Consider the following 16587-nt stretch of genomic DNA (forward strand, 5'->3'; position numbering starts at 1 on the left):
GGCCGGCCGGCCGCCCTTCGTGCCGTCCGCCCGCGGCACCGCCCGCTCCAGCTCGGCGCGGAACATGGCAAAATCCACCAGCGCCCCGATCCGCTCGAGGTCATCGCCCTTGGCCGACAGCTCCCGCAGCCGCTCCTCCACATCGAAGAAACCCGGCTGCCGAACCATCGCCATCCCCCGCGCCAATCCGCGTCAGTGAATCAGCCGAACGGCTTCAGGGCGAGGGGTTTCTGGAGGTGTCCAGATGCTGGCGACCATGGCGGCCTCCATCCCGGCCGGCATCGTCTTCGCGCGGATGGGGCGGAAGGCCGGCTTCGTGATGGGGGCGGTGGCGGCGCTGGCGGGCTCGCTGGTCTTCGCGCTCGGCGTCTGGACGGGCGACTTCCTGGTCTATTGCCTGGGTGCCATCCCGGCGGGCATCGGCTTCGGCATCTCGCAGCACTACCGCTTCGCGGCCAGCGAGGTCGCCGCCCCCGCCTATCGCCCGCGCGCCATCGCGCTGGTCATGGCGGGGGGGATCGTCTCGGCCGCGCTCGGGCCGGAACTGGTCAAGCACAGCCAGGCGTTGCTGGTGCCCTACCTGTTCCTCGGCACCTACCTGGCGCTGGCGCTGCTGCCGCCGGTCTGCCTCGTGCTGCTCGCGATCGTGGACCTGCCGCCCGCGCCGCCCCGCCCGAAGGCGTCGACGCCGGTCATCGAGATCATGCGCCGCCCGGCCTTCGTCACGGCCGCGGTCGCCGGCATGGTCGCCTTCGGCACCATGAACTTCGTCATGACGGCGACGCCGCTCGAGATGATGCTCTGCGGCTTCACGGTCGGCGCCAGCGCCACCGTCATCCAGGCGCATGCGGTCGCGATGTTCGCGCCCGGCTTCGTCACCGGGCGGCTGATCGGGCGCTACGGCGCGCGGCGCGTCATCGCGGCCGGCGCGGCGCTGACCGCGGCCTGCGTCGCGGTCGCGCTGGCCGGTCGGTCCTTCGGGCATTTCGCCGGCGCGCTCGTGCTGCTCGGCATCGGGTGGAACTTCATGTTCGTGGGCGCAACGTCGCTGCTCGCGACCTCCCATGCGCCGGAGGAGGCGGTCCGCGCCCAGGCGACGAACGACGTGCTGGTCTTCGGAACCGTGGCCGCCACTGCCTTCGCGTCGGGCGCGGTGCATGCGGGGGCGGGCTGGGCCGTGCTGAACCTCGTGCTGCTGCCCTCGGTCGCGATCGCCCTCGGCGTGATGGCGTGGCAGGGCGCGCGGCGCGGCGCCGCGGCCGCGGGCTGAGCGGCACGCCCCGCACGCGCCGGGTCGGGCCGGGTTGCCGGCTTCCCCCACACCCCTTAGCCTTTGCCTCGCTTTGACAGCACGAGCGGAATCGGCGCTCACGCCATCGCCCATACAGTCCCGGAGCGCCCGATGCCCTGCAGACCGAACAGATCAAGGCCATCCTTCGGGCCAATGGGGTGATCCGATTCCCCTCGAATGAAAAGATGGGCGCCCAGCCCCTGGGCAGGGGGACCGACGACCCCTCGGTGATGGGGAACTACGCCAACATCTCGGTGCTCGCGAAGCCGGACGAGAACACGATCACCATCACCCGCGAACTCGACAAGGGCACCGGACACAACGGCGTGGACGTGCAGACCGTCGACAGCACCGCCGTGACCGGCACGACGAAGGTCCCGGGCTACATCTACACGGGCAATTTCTCGGGCTGCGTGTTCTACCTGTACAAGACCGGGCTCGATGAGATGACCGGCGTGCATGCCTACAGCGGCTATGTCAGCGAGACGACGCGCAAGGGGTTCTTCCGTCGCAAGGTCATCAACAACGTGGTGCGCGAGTTCAGCCCGCAGAGCTACTTCGCCCGCAGCGGTGGCCGTCTGATCGACCGCTATGAAACGCGGGGCGAGATCGACCCGACGACCGGCGAGAACGGCCTGTCCTTCCTGTCCTGCGTGGAACGGACGACGATCACCACGTTCCTGTTCAGCCTGCAGAGCTCGGCCGAGGGCTCGCGCGTGAAGCGCGTGCTGCGGGTGATCAATCTCGGCTACTGACGCCCGGCGGCGCGGCCGCGGCCGGTTCCCCTTGCCGGCGCGCTGATCTAGCCTGACCGCGGAAGCGGGAGGGCAGGGCGTGACGGACATCGCGACAAGCGCCGAGGAGACGGCCCTGATCGAGGCCGCGCGCCGCGTCCTCCCTGGCGGCACCTTCGGCAACTTCCCCGCCGAGATCATCATCGCGGAAGGCCACGGCGCCCATGTGCGCGACGTCGCCGGCCGCGACTACATCGACTACCTGCTGGGCTCGGGCCCCATGTTCATCGGCCATGCGCACCCGTCGGTGACCGAGGCGGTGCTGGCGCAGGTGCCGAAGGGCACGACCTTCTTCGCCAACAACCCGGCCGGCATCCGCCTGGCCGAGGCGATCGTCGCCGCAGTGCCCTGCGCCGAGCAGATCCGCTTCGTCTCCTCGGGCAGCGAGGCCGACCTCTACGCGATGCGGCTCGCGCGCGCGGTCCGGAAGCGCCCCAAGATCGTGAAGTTCGAGGGCGGCTACCACGGCATGTCCGACTGGGGGCTGATGTCGCTGGCGCCGAAGCGGCTGGCCAACTTCCCCGAGGCCGTGCCCGACAGCCCCGGCATCCCCGACGCCGTGCGGGCCGAGGTGCTGGTCGCCCCCTTCAACGACGCCGCCGCGGCGGTGGCGCTGATCGAGGCGCGGCACGACGAGATCGGCGGCGTCATCCTCGAACCCTTCCAGCGCCTGATCCCGCCCGCGCCGGGCTTCCTGCAGGCGGTGCGGGAGGTGACGGCGCGGCTCGGCATCCCGCTGATCTTCGACGAGGTCGTGACCGGCTTCCGCTTCGCGTATGGGGGCGCGCAGGAGCTGTACGGCGTGACGCCCGACATCTGCACGCTGGGCAAGATCATCGGCGGTGGCTTCCCGCTCGCGGCCGTCGCGGGCCGCGCCGACCTCATGAAGCATTTCGACCGCGCCGCGGTGGAGGAGGACGGGTTCCTCACGCAGATCGGCACGCTCTCCGGCAACCCCGTCGCGGCGGTCGCGGGGCTCGCGACGCTCGAAGTGCTGCGCGCGCCCGGAGCCTACGAGGCCGTCCGCGCCACCGGGCGATCGCTGATGGACGGGCTGGCCGGGTTGATCGCCGAGGCCGGCATTCCGGCGCAGCTGGTGGGCGAGAGCGTGCTGTTCGACGTGGTCTACGCCGCCGGGGAGATGCGCGACTACCGCGCGCTGCTGCGCCAGGACGGCGCGATGCAGAAGCACGTGAACGGCGCGCTCCGCGCGCGCGGGATCCTGAAGGGGGACAGCAAGTACTACCTCTCGACCGCCCATTCGGCCGAGGACGTGGCCCGGACGCTGGACGCTTTCCGCGCCGCGCTGGCGACGCTGCCGGCCACGCGGCGGGTGGCCTGAGAAGCGGCGCATCGACATCGGCGCCGCGCGCCGCCATATCCCCCGCATGGAGACTTCCTCGATCGTCGCCCTGCTGGTCTTCTTCGGTTTGAACTTTGCGACCGCGATGTCGGGCGCTGTCTTCATGCCGGGGGAATGGTACCGGGGCCTCGCCAAGCCGTCCTGGAACCCGCCAGACTGGGCCTTCGCGCCGGCCTGGGCGGTGCTCTACGTCACGATCGCCGTCTCGGGGTGGCTGGTGTGGCGGGAGGCGGGGCTCGCGGGCGCCGCCCTTCCGTTGGCCGTCTATGTCGTGCAGCTGCTGTTCAACGCCGGCTGGTCGGCGGTGTTCTTCGGCCTGCAGCGCCCGGACCTCGCCTTCGCCGAGGTGATCGGTCTCTGGCTCTCGATCCTCGCGACGATCCTGCTGTTCTGGCCGGTCAGCCAGCTCGCGGCGCTGCTGCTGCTGCCCTATCTCGCCTGGGTGACCTTCGCGGCGTCGCTGAACTTCGCGATCTGGCGATTGAATGTCGTGAATTGAGCCTCAGGCGCCGGCGGGTTTTCTTGCCTCAGGCGCAGGCGCAGGCGCAGGCGCCAGCGCCGGCATCCGCCGGCTTGGCTTGCGCGCCGCGCACTGGCGCGCCGGGGATTTCGGGCGGGCTGGGCGCGGTCGCGCTTCGCGCTCCCGGCCCGATGCCAGGGCATCGGGCCGAAGGGACATGGCGGCTTAGCCGCTCGGTCATTTCGTCCCCCACATCCGGTCGCCCGCATCGCCGAGGCCCGGCCGGATGTAGCCATGGTCGTCCAGCGCCCGGTCGATCGCGGCCGTCCAGAGCGGCACGTCCGGATGACGCTCCCGGAGATGCGCGATTCCCTCCGGCGCCGCGAGCAGGCTGACGAAGCGGATCTCCCGGCAGCCCCGCGCCTTGAAGCGATCGACCGCCGCGACCGCCGAATGCCCCGTCGCCAGCATCGGGTCGAGCACCAGCACGAGCCGTTCCGCCACGTCGGCCGGTGCCTTGAAGTAGTATTCCACCGCGCGCAGCGTCGCCGGGTCGCGATAGAGCCCGATATGCGCCACGCGCGCCGCGGGCAGCAGCGCCAGCATCCCTTCCAGCATCCCGAGGCCCGCGCGCAGCACCGGCGCCAGCACCAGCTTCCGGCCGGCGATCCGCGGCGCCATCATGGGCTCGAGCGGCGTCGAGATCGGCACCTGCTCCATGGGCAGCTCGCGCGTGACCTCATAGGCCATCAGCATCGCGATCTCGCCGAGCAAGCGGCGGAAATCGCCCGAGGCGCAGGACACGTCCCGCATCAGGGTCAGCTTGTGGCGGACCAGCGGGTGGTCGACCAGGTGCACGGCGCCGCGGTCGCGTTCCTCGGCCGTGCTCATGCGCGCCTGTCCCGATGCCCGCGCGCCGCGGCGCAGCCTGCCCGAAAACCGCTCATCCCCAACGCCCTCGCGTGACCTTGCCTGTTTGGCGCAACTCGGGCGGCGCGACCAGGGCGTGCCGGGGAAATCACCTCAGGGTTGAATTTCCATAAATCTTATTCGAGTATTCGGCATGCCCGACACCGGCCTGCTGCCCGCCACCGCGCTTCGCCCCACCGCCATCGCCGGGCGTGTCGTGGTGATCGGCCTCGGCTATGTCGGGCGCCCGCTGGCCGAAGCGGCCGCCGCGGCCGGATTCGACGTGACCGGCTTCGACCGCGATGCCGGCGCCGCCGAGGCCGCCGCCCGCGGGTGGAAGGACCTGCCGCAGGCGGCCGGCGCCCTGGCCGCGACCCCCGACCCCGACGCGCTGCCGCCGGCCGGGACCTGGCTGATCTGCGTGCCGACGCCGCTCGACGCGACGGGCCAGCCTGACCTCTCGGCCGTCGTCGCGGCGCTCGAGACCTGCCAGGCGCGGCTGGCGCCGGGCGCGCTGGTCTGCCTCGTCTCCACCTGCCAGCCCGGCGCCACCAACGGGCTCTGCCGCCCGGTGCTGGAACGGGGCGGGCTGCGCGTCGGCCAGGATGTCTTCCTCGCCGTCTCCCCGGAACGCGAGAACCCTGGCGCGCCGGATGGCGGCCCGCGCCGGGTGCCGCGCCTGCTCGGCGCGCCCGACCCCCGCTCCCTCGAGCGCGCCTTCGTGTTCTGGTCCCGCATCGTGGACAGCGTCGTCCCGGTCGCGAGCCCCGAGGTCGCCGAATGCGCGAAGCTGCTCGAGAACACCTACCGCCTGGTCAACATCGCCCTCATGGACGAGCTGCACCGCGCCTTCACCGCCCTCGGCGTCCCCACGCGCGAGGTGGTGGCGGCGGCCGCAACCAAGCCCTTCGGCTTCGCCCCGTTCTGGCCGGGGCTCGGTGCGGGCGGTCACTGCATACCCGTGGATCCCGCCTACCTGCAGATGGAAGCGTGCCGCGCCGGCGCCGCGTCCTCCCTGGTCGCGGCGGCACTCGCGGCCAACGAGGCGCGGCCGCGCCGCGTGGTCGACGCCGTTGCCGCGACCATGGGCGGCTGTCTGGCGGGGCGACGCGTCCTGGTGCTCGGCGTGACCTACAAGCCGGGCGTGGCGGACCTGCGGGGCGCGGCGCCGTTGGCGCTGCTCCACGGCCTGGCCGGGCGCGGCGCGACCGCGTGCTGGCACGACCCGGTCATCGGGCCGCGCGCGCCGGGCCTGGCCGCCTTCCCGCGTGCGGCCTCGCCCCGCGAATGCCCGGGCGGCGCGCCCGAGGCGATCATCCTCGGCACGCCGCAGCCGGGCTTCGACCTCGGCGGCCTCGCGGGGCTGGCGCCGCTGGTCTTCGACCCCTTCGGCCTGGTGCCCCGGGATGCGGCAGGGCGCGTGCGCGTCGTCTGATGTCGGCCGGCGCGCGACGCGCCGTGGAAGCGCGACAGGAAGGTCGGGGAAGGGGAACCTCCCCCGATCCCCCTCCCTTCTCTCGGACTTGGCGCCCGTCCGGGCCGGTGCAGCGCCGGGTGCCAAAGACGGTTTGAGGGGGGGTGCGGGGGGAAGAGGTTTCCTTCTCCCCCCACCTCGCCGCCCGTCCTATTCCGGCCGCACGCCCGCGCGGCGCAGCACCTCGGCCACGCGCGGCAGGTCGGCGCGCACGAAGGCGTCGAAGGCCGCGGGAGTGGCGACGTCAGGCTGGCGCTCGATCCCAAGTTCCGTCAGCCGCGCCCCGGTGCGCTCCATCGCCGCGTTGAAGGCGGCGTTCAGCGCCGACACCACGGCGGGCGGCGTGCGCGCGGGCACGAAGGCGCCGAACCACGCCGCGGCGTCCCAGGCGGGCAGGCCGGCCTCGGTCGCCGAGGGCACGTCGGGCAGGCTCGGCGTGCGCGTCGCGCCGGCCACCGCGATGGCGCGCACCGTGCCGCCCCTGATATGCGGGATGGCCGAGGAGACGGGATCGACGCACATGTGCGCGTTGCCCGCGATCACCGCCTGCATGGCAGGGCCGCCGCCGCGGAACTGCACCATCTCCATCTCGACCCCCGGCACCGCGGCGCGGAAGATCTCGCTTGCCAGGTGGTTGCCCGAGCCGATGCCGGCCGAGGCGAAGTTGACGCGCCCCGAATTGGCCCGCAGCCAGGTGAGCAGCGAGGCCATGTCGGTCACCGGCAGGCGCGGGTTGACCACGATCACCTGCGGGATGCGCCCGAGATGCGCGACGGCGGCGAAGTCGCCCAGCACGTCGAAGGGCATGCGGGCGACGAGGCTCGGCGCGATGACATGCGCGTTGGAATGGATCAGCACCGTCTGCCCGTCGGGCTGCGACTTCGCCACGGCCTCCGAACCGATCAGCCCCGCCGCGCCGCCAGCGCGGTTCTCGATCACGAAGGTCTGGCCGAGCTGCGCGCCCATCGCCTCGGCAAGCAGCCGGGCGACCACGTCGGTGGCGCCGCCCGGGGCAAAGGGCACGACGGCACGGACGGGCCGGTCGGGGCGCCAGGGCGCCTGCGCGCGGGCGAGGTTCGGGGCGCCGAGCGGCGCGAGCAGCCCCGCAAGCAGCAGCGGGCGGCGGGCGAAGGTCATGGCGGATGTCTCCCTTATCGATCTTCGTCCCGACGGCTTGTCCGTTCTTGGCGGCCCCCCGTGCTGCGGGGGCTGCGGCCGCACGGGCACGGCGGGTGCGTCGACCCGCCGTCCCATTCTCCCGGCCCTGGGACCGGGCAGTGCCGTTATTGCGGCTCGACGCCGGCGCGGCGCAGGATCTGCGTGTAGCTCGCGATACCGGTGCGCACGACCTCCATCACCTTCTCGGAGGTGTCGAAGCCCGGGCGGGGCGAGACGCCGGCCAACTCGTTCAGCCGCGCGCTGCTTTGCTGGATCGCGCCACGGAAGGCGGCGCCGAGCCCGGCCACCACTTCGGGCGGCGTGCCCTTGGGCGCCAGGATCGGGAAGAATTCCTCGTGCACCACGCCGGGGATGCCGGCCTCGGGCGCGCTCGGAACGTCCGGCAGCGCCGGGCTGCGTTGTTCGGCCAGCACCGCCAGCACGCGCACGCCGCCGCCGCGGATCTGGCCGAGCGAGGACGCCATGGTCGGCGTGCCGAACTGCGCCTCGCCGCTGACCAGCGCGGCCACGCCCGGCCCGCCGCCGCGGTAGTGCACCATCTCGGACTGGGTGTTCGTCACGCTGTTGAACAGCAGCCCGGCCAGGTGGACGCCGCTGCCGATGCCGGCCGAGGCGAAGTTGTAGCGGCCCGGATTGGCGCGCAGAAGTGCCAGCAGTTCCTGCGCCGTGCGCGCCTCGACCCGCGGGTTCACGACCAGGGTGTGCGCCGAGAAGCCGGCCACCGCGACGCCCACGAAATCCGCCACTGCGTCATAGGGCATGCGGGCGACGATGGCGGGCACCGTGGCGTGGGCGCTGTTGATCAGCAGCGTGTAGCCGTCGGGCGCCGAGCGCGCCACGGCCTCGCTGCCGATCACGCTGCCCGCGCCGGCGCGGTTCTCGATCACGATCGGCTGGCCGAGCGCCTGGCTCGCGGCCTCGGCCACGATGCGGCCGACGATGTCGTTCGAGCCGCCCGGCGCGAAGGGCACGATCAGGCGCACCGGCCGCGTGGCCCGCCAGGCGGAGGCGGTCTGCGCCCGGACGATGGCCGGGGCGAAGGCGGCCGAGAGGCCGAGGGCCAGGGTTGCGCGGCGGTGCAGCATCAGGGCGTCTCCCGTTGTCCCGGCATTTTCGCGCCGCCGACGGGCGGGCCGCACCAGGATTCGTCGTGAAACATACCGGGATCGCCGCGCCACGCCAGACCCGGCATGGATCGCCGGGCGGGGCCGCGCTATCGGATGGGGCGGAAACGGGGAACCACCGAGAGCATGCCGACCGCCGCCCAACGCCTGATCGACTTCCTCGCCGCGCAGGGGATCGACCGCGCCTTCTGCGTGCCTGGCGAATCCTACATCGCGCTGCTCGACGCGCTGCACGCGCATCCGGCGATCGACCTTGTGACCTGCCGCAGCGAGGGCGGCGCGGGCTTCATGGCCGTGGCGGACGCCAAGATGACCGGCAGGCCGGGCGTGGTGCTCGTCTCCCGCGGGCCCGGGGCCTGCAACGCGTCCATCGCTGTCCATACCGCCGAACAGGACGCGGTGCCGCTGATCCTGCTGGTCGGCCAGGTCGAGAAGCGCGACCTCCGGCGGAACGCCTTCCAGGAGATCGACTACGGCCGGATGTTCGGTGGCATCGCGAAGTGGGTGGGCGAGGCGACGGAGCCCGGCCAGGTGCCCGAGCTGATCGCCCGCGCCTACGCCATGGCCATGCAGGGCGTGCCCGGCCCGGTCGTGCTCTCGCTGCCCGAGGACGTCCTGGCCGAGCCCTGCGCCGCCCCCGCCCTGCCCGCGACGCTGCCAGCCCCTGCCATCCCCGCGCCCGGCGACGCCGCGCGGCTGGCCGCGCTGCTGCGCGCGGCGGAACGTCCGATCCTGCTGGCCGGCCATGCCTTCGACCGGCCCGGCGGGCGGGAGGCGCTGCTGGCCTTCGCCGAGGCATGGTCGCTCCCCGTCGCTGTCTCCTTCCGCCGGCAGGACCTGTTTCCGAACGGGCATGCGCTCTATGCCGGCGACCTCGGCCTCAGGAACCCCGACGCCCAGCGCGCCGCCTTCGCGGAAGCCGACCTGGTGCTGGCGCTCGGCACGCGGCTGACCGACATCACGACCCAGGGCTGGACCTGGCCCGCGCCGGGCCAGCGCCTCGTACATGTCTGCGCCGAGCCGCGCTTCCTCGGCTGGCAGTTCCCGGCGGAAATGGCGCTGGCGGCGGATGCGATGGCGCTGGTCGCCGCCCTGGCCGCCGAGGCGCCCGCCGCGCCGGCGGCCCGCGCGGCCTGGAACGCACGCCTGCGCGCCATCCATGTCGCCGATACCGGCGTGCGCCCGGGCAGCCACACTGACGGCGTCGCCTTCGCCGAGGTCGCGCGTCGCATCGGCGACCTCGCCGCGCCGGATGCGATCGTGACGCTCGATGCCGGCACCTTCGGCGCACCCTTCTACCGCAAGGTGCCCTGGGCGCCGCCGCAGCGGCTGCTGGCGCCGGTCTCGGGCGCGATGGGCTTCGGCGTGCCGGCGGGGGTCGCCGCCGCCCTGCGCTTCCCGGACCGCCAGGTGATCGCCTGCGTGGGCGATGGCGGCGCGCTCATGACGGGGGGCGAATTCGCCGTCGCCGTCGCGCGCGGCGTGCCGCTCAAGATGGTGCTGTCGGACAACGGCTCCTACGCCTCGATCCGCATCCACCAGGAACGGGAGCATCCCGGCCGCGTGTCGGGCACCACGCTGCAGAACCCCGACTTCGCCACCTGGTGCGCCGCGTTCGGCGTGCCTGTCACGCGCATCGACGGCGAGGCCGACCTGCCCGTGCTGGCGGCCGCGCTCGCCGCACCGGGGCCGGCGGCGATCGTGGTGCGCACCTCGCTGGCCGCCGTGCTGCCGGTGCCAGCCATGCGCGCGGCCGAGTAAATGCCGCCCCTGCCGCCGCGGCTCGCGGAACGCGTCGCGGCGCGGCAGGCGCGCGAACCCGGGCTGGCGCCGGGCGCCGCGATGCTCGCCGAGGCGCGCGCGGCCGCCGGCGCGGGGCAGGACGCCGAGGCCCTCGCGCTGGCCGAGGCGGCGCTGGCGGCAGGGCCGGGCGATACCTCGCTCGCGGTCGACGTCGCGCTGCTGCAGGCGCGGCTGGCACGCCCGGCCGCGGCGCTGGCGGCCGCGGCCCCGGCGCTGGCCGCCCTCCCCGGCGATGCGATGCTGGCCGACCGCCTCGGTATGCTGGGCCAGGGGCTTGCCCGGAGCGGCGCGCTGGCGGCCGCGGTCGCGGTGCTGCGCACCGCCTGGCGCGGCAGCCCGCGGCCCGTCATGCGCCGTGCCTTCCTCGAGGCGGCGCTGCCGGCCTATCGCCGCAGCCTGAACGCCGGTGCCGATGCCGCGCTGCTGGCGGAGATGGCCGAGGCGGCCGCCGGCGCCATCGCGGAGGTGCCGCAGGACGCGCTCGGCGAACTCGCGCGCCTGGCCGAGGAGGCCGGGCGGGACGACCTGCTGCGGGCGCTCGGCGCCGCGGCGCTGGCGGCGGGGGACGAGGCGCGCGCCCGCCTGCTCGCCGCCATCGGCCCCACGGAGGGTGCCAATGCCGCCGGCCTCGCGCTGCTGGCCACGGGCCGCACGGCGCGCGCGGGGCTCGCCTTCGCGATCGCGCACCGCGCGGCGCCCGACGATCCCGCGGCGCGGCTCAATGCCGGCCATGCCGCGCTCGCGGCCGGCGATGCGGCACGCGCGGCGGAGATCCTGGCCGCCCTGCCCGCCTGCGGCGAGGCCGCGATGGCGGGCGCCGCCTGGCCCCGCTTCGGCGAATTGCCCTGGCCCTTCGGCGCGCCGCCGGCCGCCGCGCGCCGGGGCCTCGCCGCGCTGCTGCCCGAAGGCGCCGCGTGGCCGCGCATCCGCCTCGTCACGCCCTGCTTCAACCCGGGGCCGTGGCTCGAGGAAACGATCCTGTCGGTCGCGCAGCAGCACTACCCGGCGGTCGAGCATGTCGTGGTCGATGCCTGTTCCACCGACGGCACGGCGGAGGTGCTGGCACGCCACCGCCACCATCTGCACCGCGTGATCGTCGAGCCCGACCGCGGCCCGGCGGAGGCGATCTGCAAGGGCTTCGCGGGGGCCGATGCCGAGTTGCTCGGCTGGATCAACGCCGACGACCTGCTGGCACCGGGGGCGCTGCACCGTCTCGGCGCCGCCTTCGCGTCGGACCCCTCGGCCGACATCGTGCATGGCTCGGCGCTGCCGCATCGCGCGCGGCGCATCCTCGGCCACCAGGTGCCGCTGGCCGACGGCCCGGCGGGCTTCACCATCGAGGCGCTTGCCGACGTCTTCGGCCGCTGGGCGGAAGGCCGCTTCTTCCTGCAGCCCGAGGCGCTGCTCGCGCGCCGCTTCTGGGACAGGCTGGGCGGGCGGCTCGACACATCGCTCGCCGCCGTCTTCGACTACGAGATGTGGCTGCGCGCCGCGGCGGCCGGGCCGCGCGTCGCGCGCGTGGCCTGGCCCACGGCCTTCTATCGCATCCACGCCGCGCAGCGCACCGCCGGGCGGGCCGCGCTGGCGGAGGAACAGGTGGCGGTGCGCGACCGCTACGCCGCCCCCGCGCCGCCGGCGCCGCGCCTTGCTGCGCTGCGCGCCCGGCTCCGCGGCGCGTTGGCCGACCGGCCGCGGCTGCTGCTGGTCGACCCATGGTGCGCCGAGACGCTGGCGCCGGCAGCGCGGGAGGAAGCACGCGCCGCGCTGGCCGCCGCCGGCGTCGCGCTCGAGATCCGCGCGCAACTGCCCGAGGGCGCGCCGGCCACCGACCTCGTGTTGCGGCTGCTGCGCGCGCATGACGGCGCGGACTGGGTCGCGGCGCTGCGTGCGCAGGGCTTCGCGGGCCCGGTCATCGGCTGGCTGCTGGAGGACGACCGCGACCCCTATGCCAATGCCGCGACTGCCGTGGGGCTCGACCTCGTGCTGCCGGCGCGGGCAGCACGGCGGAGCGCGTTGCTGCAGGAGGCCGCGCCGGTCCTGCCCGCGCTCGCACCACCGGGCCCGGGCGGGGCGGGACTCGGCGCGGGGCTGACGGCGCTGCTCGGGCTGCTGCGCGCTGAGGCCGCGCGCGGCTGAACGCGGTGCCGGCCGGGACTTCCGGCGTTGGGGGCGAAGAGCACGTCTCCCCCCCACAGCCCACCAACCTTCTTTGCCACCCGTCGGTGCACCGGCCAGGACGGGCGCCAGGCGCCAGATAAGGAAGGGGGATCGGGGCCCGCCCGCCCCTTATTTCGAGCCCGAATTTCAACCCCTCAGCCGCCTCGAACCCCATGACGGGAGCAATTCGCGCACGCCCAACCGATGCGCGCTTCGCATCACGATCACCATGAGAGTTGTCTCGTCGTCAGGTGCTGGCATCGGGGATTTCGCAGGTGCATTGGTTCCGGGACAGGTGACCGTGCCATCACGACGCTGGCCTCGCGCGGCCGGCAGGACTTGGAGATCGCCTTTGGAAAGTCTTGTGATGTTCTGGTTTCGCGGCGCGGACCAGACCGACCCGGACCTCCATCCCGGACAAGGTCGGAATTTCCGCCGCCCCCGCGGACACTGGCGGTGGTTGGCGCGGCCAATCACGTGGGGACGGCCGCCGTCGCCCGTTGACCCGGTGCCGGCAGCGCAGCAGCCTGGACGCCACCGGCAACGGAAACGCCCATGCGCATCGACGACGCCAGCATCACCCTGTTCCGCTGGGACGACATCCCACCCGCGCAGTACGGGGACCGCAACCCTGCCGCGGGCGGCAGCGAGCTCGGCCTGCTGGAACTGCGGACCGATGCCGGCATCACCGGCCGCGCCTTCCTCGGCGCCTCGTTCCGCTCCGCGCGGCTCGATGTCGAAGGGCTGGTGCGGCACCTGCTGCCGTTGCTGCGCGGCGAGAACCCGCTCGAGCGCGAGCGCCTGTTTGCCCGCCTGCACGGCATGCGACGCGCGGCGACGCTGCGCGCGATCGGCTGCTGCGATGTCGCCCTCTGGGATATCGCGGGCCAGGCGGCGGGCCTGCCGCTGCATGCGCTGATGGGCGGCTTCCGGCGCAGGATCCCGGCCTATGCCTCATCATCCACCCTGCCCAGCGAGGAGGCCTATCCCGACCAGGCGCTGATGCTGAAGTCGAAGGGCTACCGCGCCTACAAGATCCACCCGCCGAAAGGCGGGCTCGAGGCCGCCATCCGCGTCTGTCGCGCCGTCCGCCGCGCCGTCGGCGACGACATGGTCCTGATGATCGACCCCGCCGGCGCCTTCCGCTTCCCCGACGCCGTCCGTCTCGGCCGCGTGCTCGAGGAGCTACGCTTCCACTGGTACGAGGACCCGCTGCACGAGGACGACCTGCACAACTACCCGCTGCTGCGGCAGAAGATCGACGTGCCGATCCTGGCCACCGAATACGCCTCCGGCGGATTCGAGATCATGGGCACCTGGATCGAGCGCGGCGCGACGGACTACCTGCGCGGCGACGTGGCGGTGAAGGGCGGGCTGACACCCTGCCTCAAGGCGGCGCACCTGGCCGAGGCCTATGCCATGAACTTCGAGGTCCACCACGGCGGCAACAGCTGGAACAACGTCGCCCAGCTGCACCTGATCATGGCCATCCGCAACACCGAGTATTTCGAGGTGCTGCTGCCCGAAGGCGCGCAGAAATACGGCCTGCTCCGCGACATCGAGGTCGATGCGGAGGGCTTCGTCCACGCCTGGGACGCGCCCGGCGTCGGCGCCGAGCCCGACATGGAGCTGATCCGGGCGAAGGCCACCGCGGTGCTGCGGTAGCCCTCGCCCGGTCTCGGTTCAGCCCTGCTGGATGCCGGCGGCGCGGATGACCGGGCCCCATTTGTCGAGCTCGGCCCGCAGCAGCGCCGCCATCTGCGCCGGATCCTGGATCCAGGGCTCGGCGCCGAGGCGGCGGATGCGCTCGGCGATCGCGGGATCCGCGATGGTCTGGCGGATCATGCCGGAGAGCTTCGCCTGGACCGGCGCGGGCGTCCGCACCGGGGCGGCGAAGCCGAACCAGACATACATCTCGTAGCCCTGCACGCCGGCTTCCTGCAGGGTCGGGACGTCCGGCAGGGTCGGGTCGCGCTCACTGCCGGTCACGGCGATCGCCCGCACCGTGCCCGCCTGGATATGCGGCAGGGCGTTCGGCACGTTGTCGAACATCACGCCGACATTCCCCGCCAGCAGGTCCGCCGTGGCCGGCGCGCTGCCGCGATAGGGCACGTGCACCACGTTCACATTGGCGCGCGCCTTCAGCAGTTCCATCGCGAGATGCGGGGAGGAGCCGGCGCCGCTGCTCGCATAGTTCACCTGGCCGGGCTGCGCGCGCAGCCGCGCGAGCAGTTCCCCCACATTGTTCACCGGCATGACGCGCGGATTGACGACCAGCACGTTGGCGAGCCGGGCGCAGACCGCGAGCGGCGCGAAGTCGCGCACCGGATCGTAGGACAGGTTCGGGTAGATGAATGGGTTGAACGCCATGTTGGCCGTGTTGCAGACCAGGATCGTGTATCCATCGGGTGCGGCCTGCGCGACCGCCGTGCTGCCGACGGAACCGCCCGCGCCCGAACGGTTCTCCACCACGCCGGGCTGGCCGAGAGCGGCCTGCATCCGGTCGGCGACCAGCCGGCCGAGCGAGTCGTTGAAGGCTCCCGGAGGATAAGGCACCACGATCTTGACCGGGCGGTCCGGGAAATTGCCCTGAGCCCGCGCGCTATCGGCGGCGACGGTCGCCGCGGCAGCGCCAAGCAGTGTCCGGCGGTCGATGACTGTCATGTTCGTTTCCTCCCTTGCGGACCGTTCGGTTCAGACGAAGCCTGGACCCGGAATGGCAGGGTGGCGGCGGATCATCTCCTCGTCCACCTCCACGCCCCAGCCGGGCCCCTGTGGCGCGTGCACCATGCCCTCGGCATCCGGGACGATGGCGCAGAGCTCGTCGCGGAAGACATTGCCCGGCGATGCGTCGCCCTCGAACCAGCCGGCATTGTCGACCGCCGAGAGCAGGTGGACCGTCGCCGCGTGATTGAGCCCGCCCGTCGCGATATGCGGGCAGAGCGGGATCTTCCACGCGCCGGCCATCTCGGCGATGCGCAGCACCTCGGTCGGGCCGCCCGACTTCGAGAGGTCGGGCTGGAAGATCCCGATGGAGCCGTCCTCGATCAGGCGGTGGAACTCGAAGCGGCCATAGTGGTTCTCCCCGGCCGCGAGCGGCACGCCGCCCATCAGCGGCTTGGCCTCGGCGTAGGAGCGGTGATCATGCGCGGGGAAGGGTTCCTCGAGCCAATAGGCGCTGCATTCGGCGAGCACCGGCGCCGCGCGCCGCAGGTCGGCAAGGGTGTAGGCGCAGTTGGCATCGACCATGATCGTGAGATCGGGAAAGGCGCGGCGGACGGCACGAAGCCGCGGCAGGTCGCGCTCCACGGTATCGCCGAAGCGCAGTTTCACCGCGCGCCAGTTGGTCGCGACCAGCGCCGCGACCTCGTCGACCAGCGTCTCGGGCGGCTGGAAGCCGAGCGAAACGCCGCCGGCATAGGCGCGCACGGGCTTGCGCTCGCCGCCCATCAGCAGGTGGCAGGGCGCGTTCCAGTATTTCCCGCGCGCATCCCACAGCGCCATGTCGATGCCCGAAAGCGCGATCATGGTGCCCGCGCCCTGCCCGTGGCTCGCCAGGTGGCGGGCGTAGATCGCGGCCCAGGCATCCACCGGCGCGGCGGCGCTGCGCCCGGCCAGGAAATAGGACAGCGTGTTGTTGATGAGGTCCGCGATCGAGGTCGGGCCGCGGCCGTGATGCGCCTCCCCCCAGCCGACGATGCCGCATTCTGTCAGCACCTTCACCATCACCGTGTCCCGCTTCACGGCGGCGCCGATGCCGTGGCGCACCACGCGGTCCTGCGGCACGCGGAAGGAGACGGCGAAGGCCTCGACGGTGCGGATGCGCAGGTCAGCGACGGCGTCGCGCGCGCGAGGTTCACTCATGGGCGGCGTTTCCCGGTTCTGTTGACCGCAAGGTAGGTGAGGCTGCCAGCATGGGACGCCGCGGGGCGTTGCTCAACCCCGCGCAGCCACGATCCGCCCCGGCGCCTCCTGGTCCGGGGTTTCGATGGCCTCCAGGGACCGGGTCATGCGTCTTCGGGGCGTCGTGCCC

13 protein-coding genes are annotated in these 16587 nt (G+C 73.2%); 8 read left to right on the forward strand and 5 right to left on the reverse strand.

Annotated elements, in window-relative coordinates:
* The first annotated feature begins 244 nt into the window (after positions 1-244).
* From E8M80_RS24555 to E8M80_RS24570, 4 genes are all read left to right on the forward strand, one after another.
* A complete protein-coding gene (locus E8M80_RS24555; protein ID WP_137128369.1) occupies positions 245-1270 on the forward strand; it encodes an MFS transporter in 1026 nt (341 codons plus the stop codon).
* 206 nt (positions 1271-1476) lie between these two features.
* Positions 1477-2046 carry a hypothetical protein gene (locus E8M80_RS24560; RefSeq protein WP_137128370.1) on the forward strand — a complete coding sequence of 190 codons (570 nt, stop codon included), beginning with the start codon at positions 1477-1479 and terminating at the stop codon, positions 2044-2046.
* A gap of 79 nt (positions 2047-2125) precedes the next feature.
* Entirely contained in the window at positions 2126-3427 is a 1302-nt protein-coding gene (locus E8M80_RS24565; protein ID WP_206035740.1) for an aspartate aminotransferase family protein, read from the forward strand.
* A 46-nt stretch (positions 3428-3473) separates the two neighbouring features.
* A complete protein-coding gene (locus E8M80_RS24570; protein ID WP_137128371.1) occupies positions 3474-3947 on the forward strand; it encodes a TspO/MBR family protein in 474 nt (157 codons plus the stop codon).
* Between the two features lie 198 nt (positions 3948-4145).
* Here the strand turns inward: E8M80_RS24570 and upp are convergent, their stop codons facing one another.
* On the reverse strand, positions 4146-4799 hold the full coding sequence (upp, locus tag E8M80_RS24575) for a uracil phosphoribosyltransferase (RefSeq protein WP_137128372.1): 654 nt from the start codon (positions 4797-4799) through the stop codon (positions 4146-4148).
* 172 nt (positions 4800-4971) lie between these two features.
* On the opposite strand from upp, the gene E8M80_RS24580 reads away from it, so the two are divergent.
* Positions 4972-6252 carry a nucleotide sugar dehydrogenase gene (locus E8M80_RS24580; RefSeq protein WP_137128373.1) on the forward strand — a complete coding sequence of 427 codons (1281 nt, stop codon included), beginning with the start codon at positions 4972-4974 and terminating at the stop codon, positions 6250-6252.
* Between the two features lie 189 nt (positions 6253-6441).
* On the opposite strand, the gene E8M80_RS24585 is transcribed toward E8M80_RS24580, so the two are convergent.
* Together E8M80_RS24585 and E8M80_RS24590 are read right to left on the reverse strand one after the other, a co-directional pair.
* Complete coding sequence (locus E8M80_RS24585; RefSeq protein WP_170979622.1) at positions 6442-7428, reverse strand: tripartite tricarboxylate transporter substrate binding protein; 987 nt, start codon at positions 7426-7428, stop codon at positions 6442-6444.
* A gap of 146 nt (positions 7429-7574) precedes the next feature.
* A complete protein-coding gene (locus E8M80_RS24590) occupies positions 7575-8555 on the reverse strand; it encodes a tripartite tricarboxylate transporter substrate binding protein (protein WP_170979623.1) in 981 nt (326 codons plus the stop codon).
* Positions 8556-8720: 165 nt separating this feature from the next.
* Here E8M80_RS24590 and E8M80_RS24595 point away from each other — a divergent pair, with 165 nt between their 5' ends.
* The 3 genes from E8M80_RS24595 to E8M80_RS24605 all read left to right on the forward strand — a co-directional run bounded on the left by E8M80_RS24595 (position 8721) and on the right by E8M80_RS24605 (position 14219).
* A complete protein-coding gene (locus E8M80_RS24595) occupies positions 8721-10355 on the forward strand; it encodes a thiamine pyrophosphate-binding protein (protein ID WP_137128376.1) in 1635 nt (544 codons plus the stop codon).
* Entirely contained in the window at positions 10356-12533 is a 2178-nt protein-coding gene (locus E8M80_RS24600) for a glycosyltransferase family 2 protein (RefSeq protein ID WP_137128377.1), read from the forward strand. It begins immediately after the preceding gene.
* A 576-nt stretch (positions 12534-13109) separates the two neighbouring features.
* A complete protein-coding gene (locus tag E8M80_RS24605) occupies positions 13110-14219 on the forward strand; it encodes an enolase C-terminal domain-like protein (RefSeq protein ID WP_137128378.1) in 1110 nt (369 codons plus the stop codon).
* Positions 14220-14237: 18 nt separating this feature from the next.
* On the opposite strand, the gene E8M80_RS24610 is transcribed toward E8M80_RS24605, so the two are convergent.
* Both E8M80_RS24610 and E8M80_RS24615 read right to left on the reverse strand, forming a co-directional pair.
* Positions 14238-15218, reverse strand: coding sequence for a tripartite tricarboxylate transporter substrate binding protein (locus E8M80_RS24610; RefSeq protein ID WP_137128379.1), 981 nt, complete (start codon positions 15216-15218; stop codon positions 14238-14240).
* A gap of 30 nt (positions 15219-15248) precedes the next feature.
* Complete coding sequence (locus E8M80_RS24615; RefSeq protein WP_240790209.1) at positions 15249-16418, reverse strand: mandelate racemase/muconate lactonizing enzyme family protein; 1170 nt, start codon at positions 16416-16418, stop codon at positions 15249-15251.
* Positions 16419-16587 lie beyond the last annotated feature (169 nt).

The organism is Roseomonas sp. HF4, from assembly GCF_005222755.1.
Lineage (GTDB): Bacteria > Pseudomonadota > Alphaproteobacteria > Acetobacterales > Acetobacteraceae > Neoroseomonas.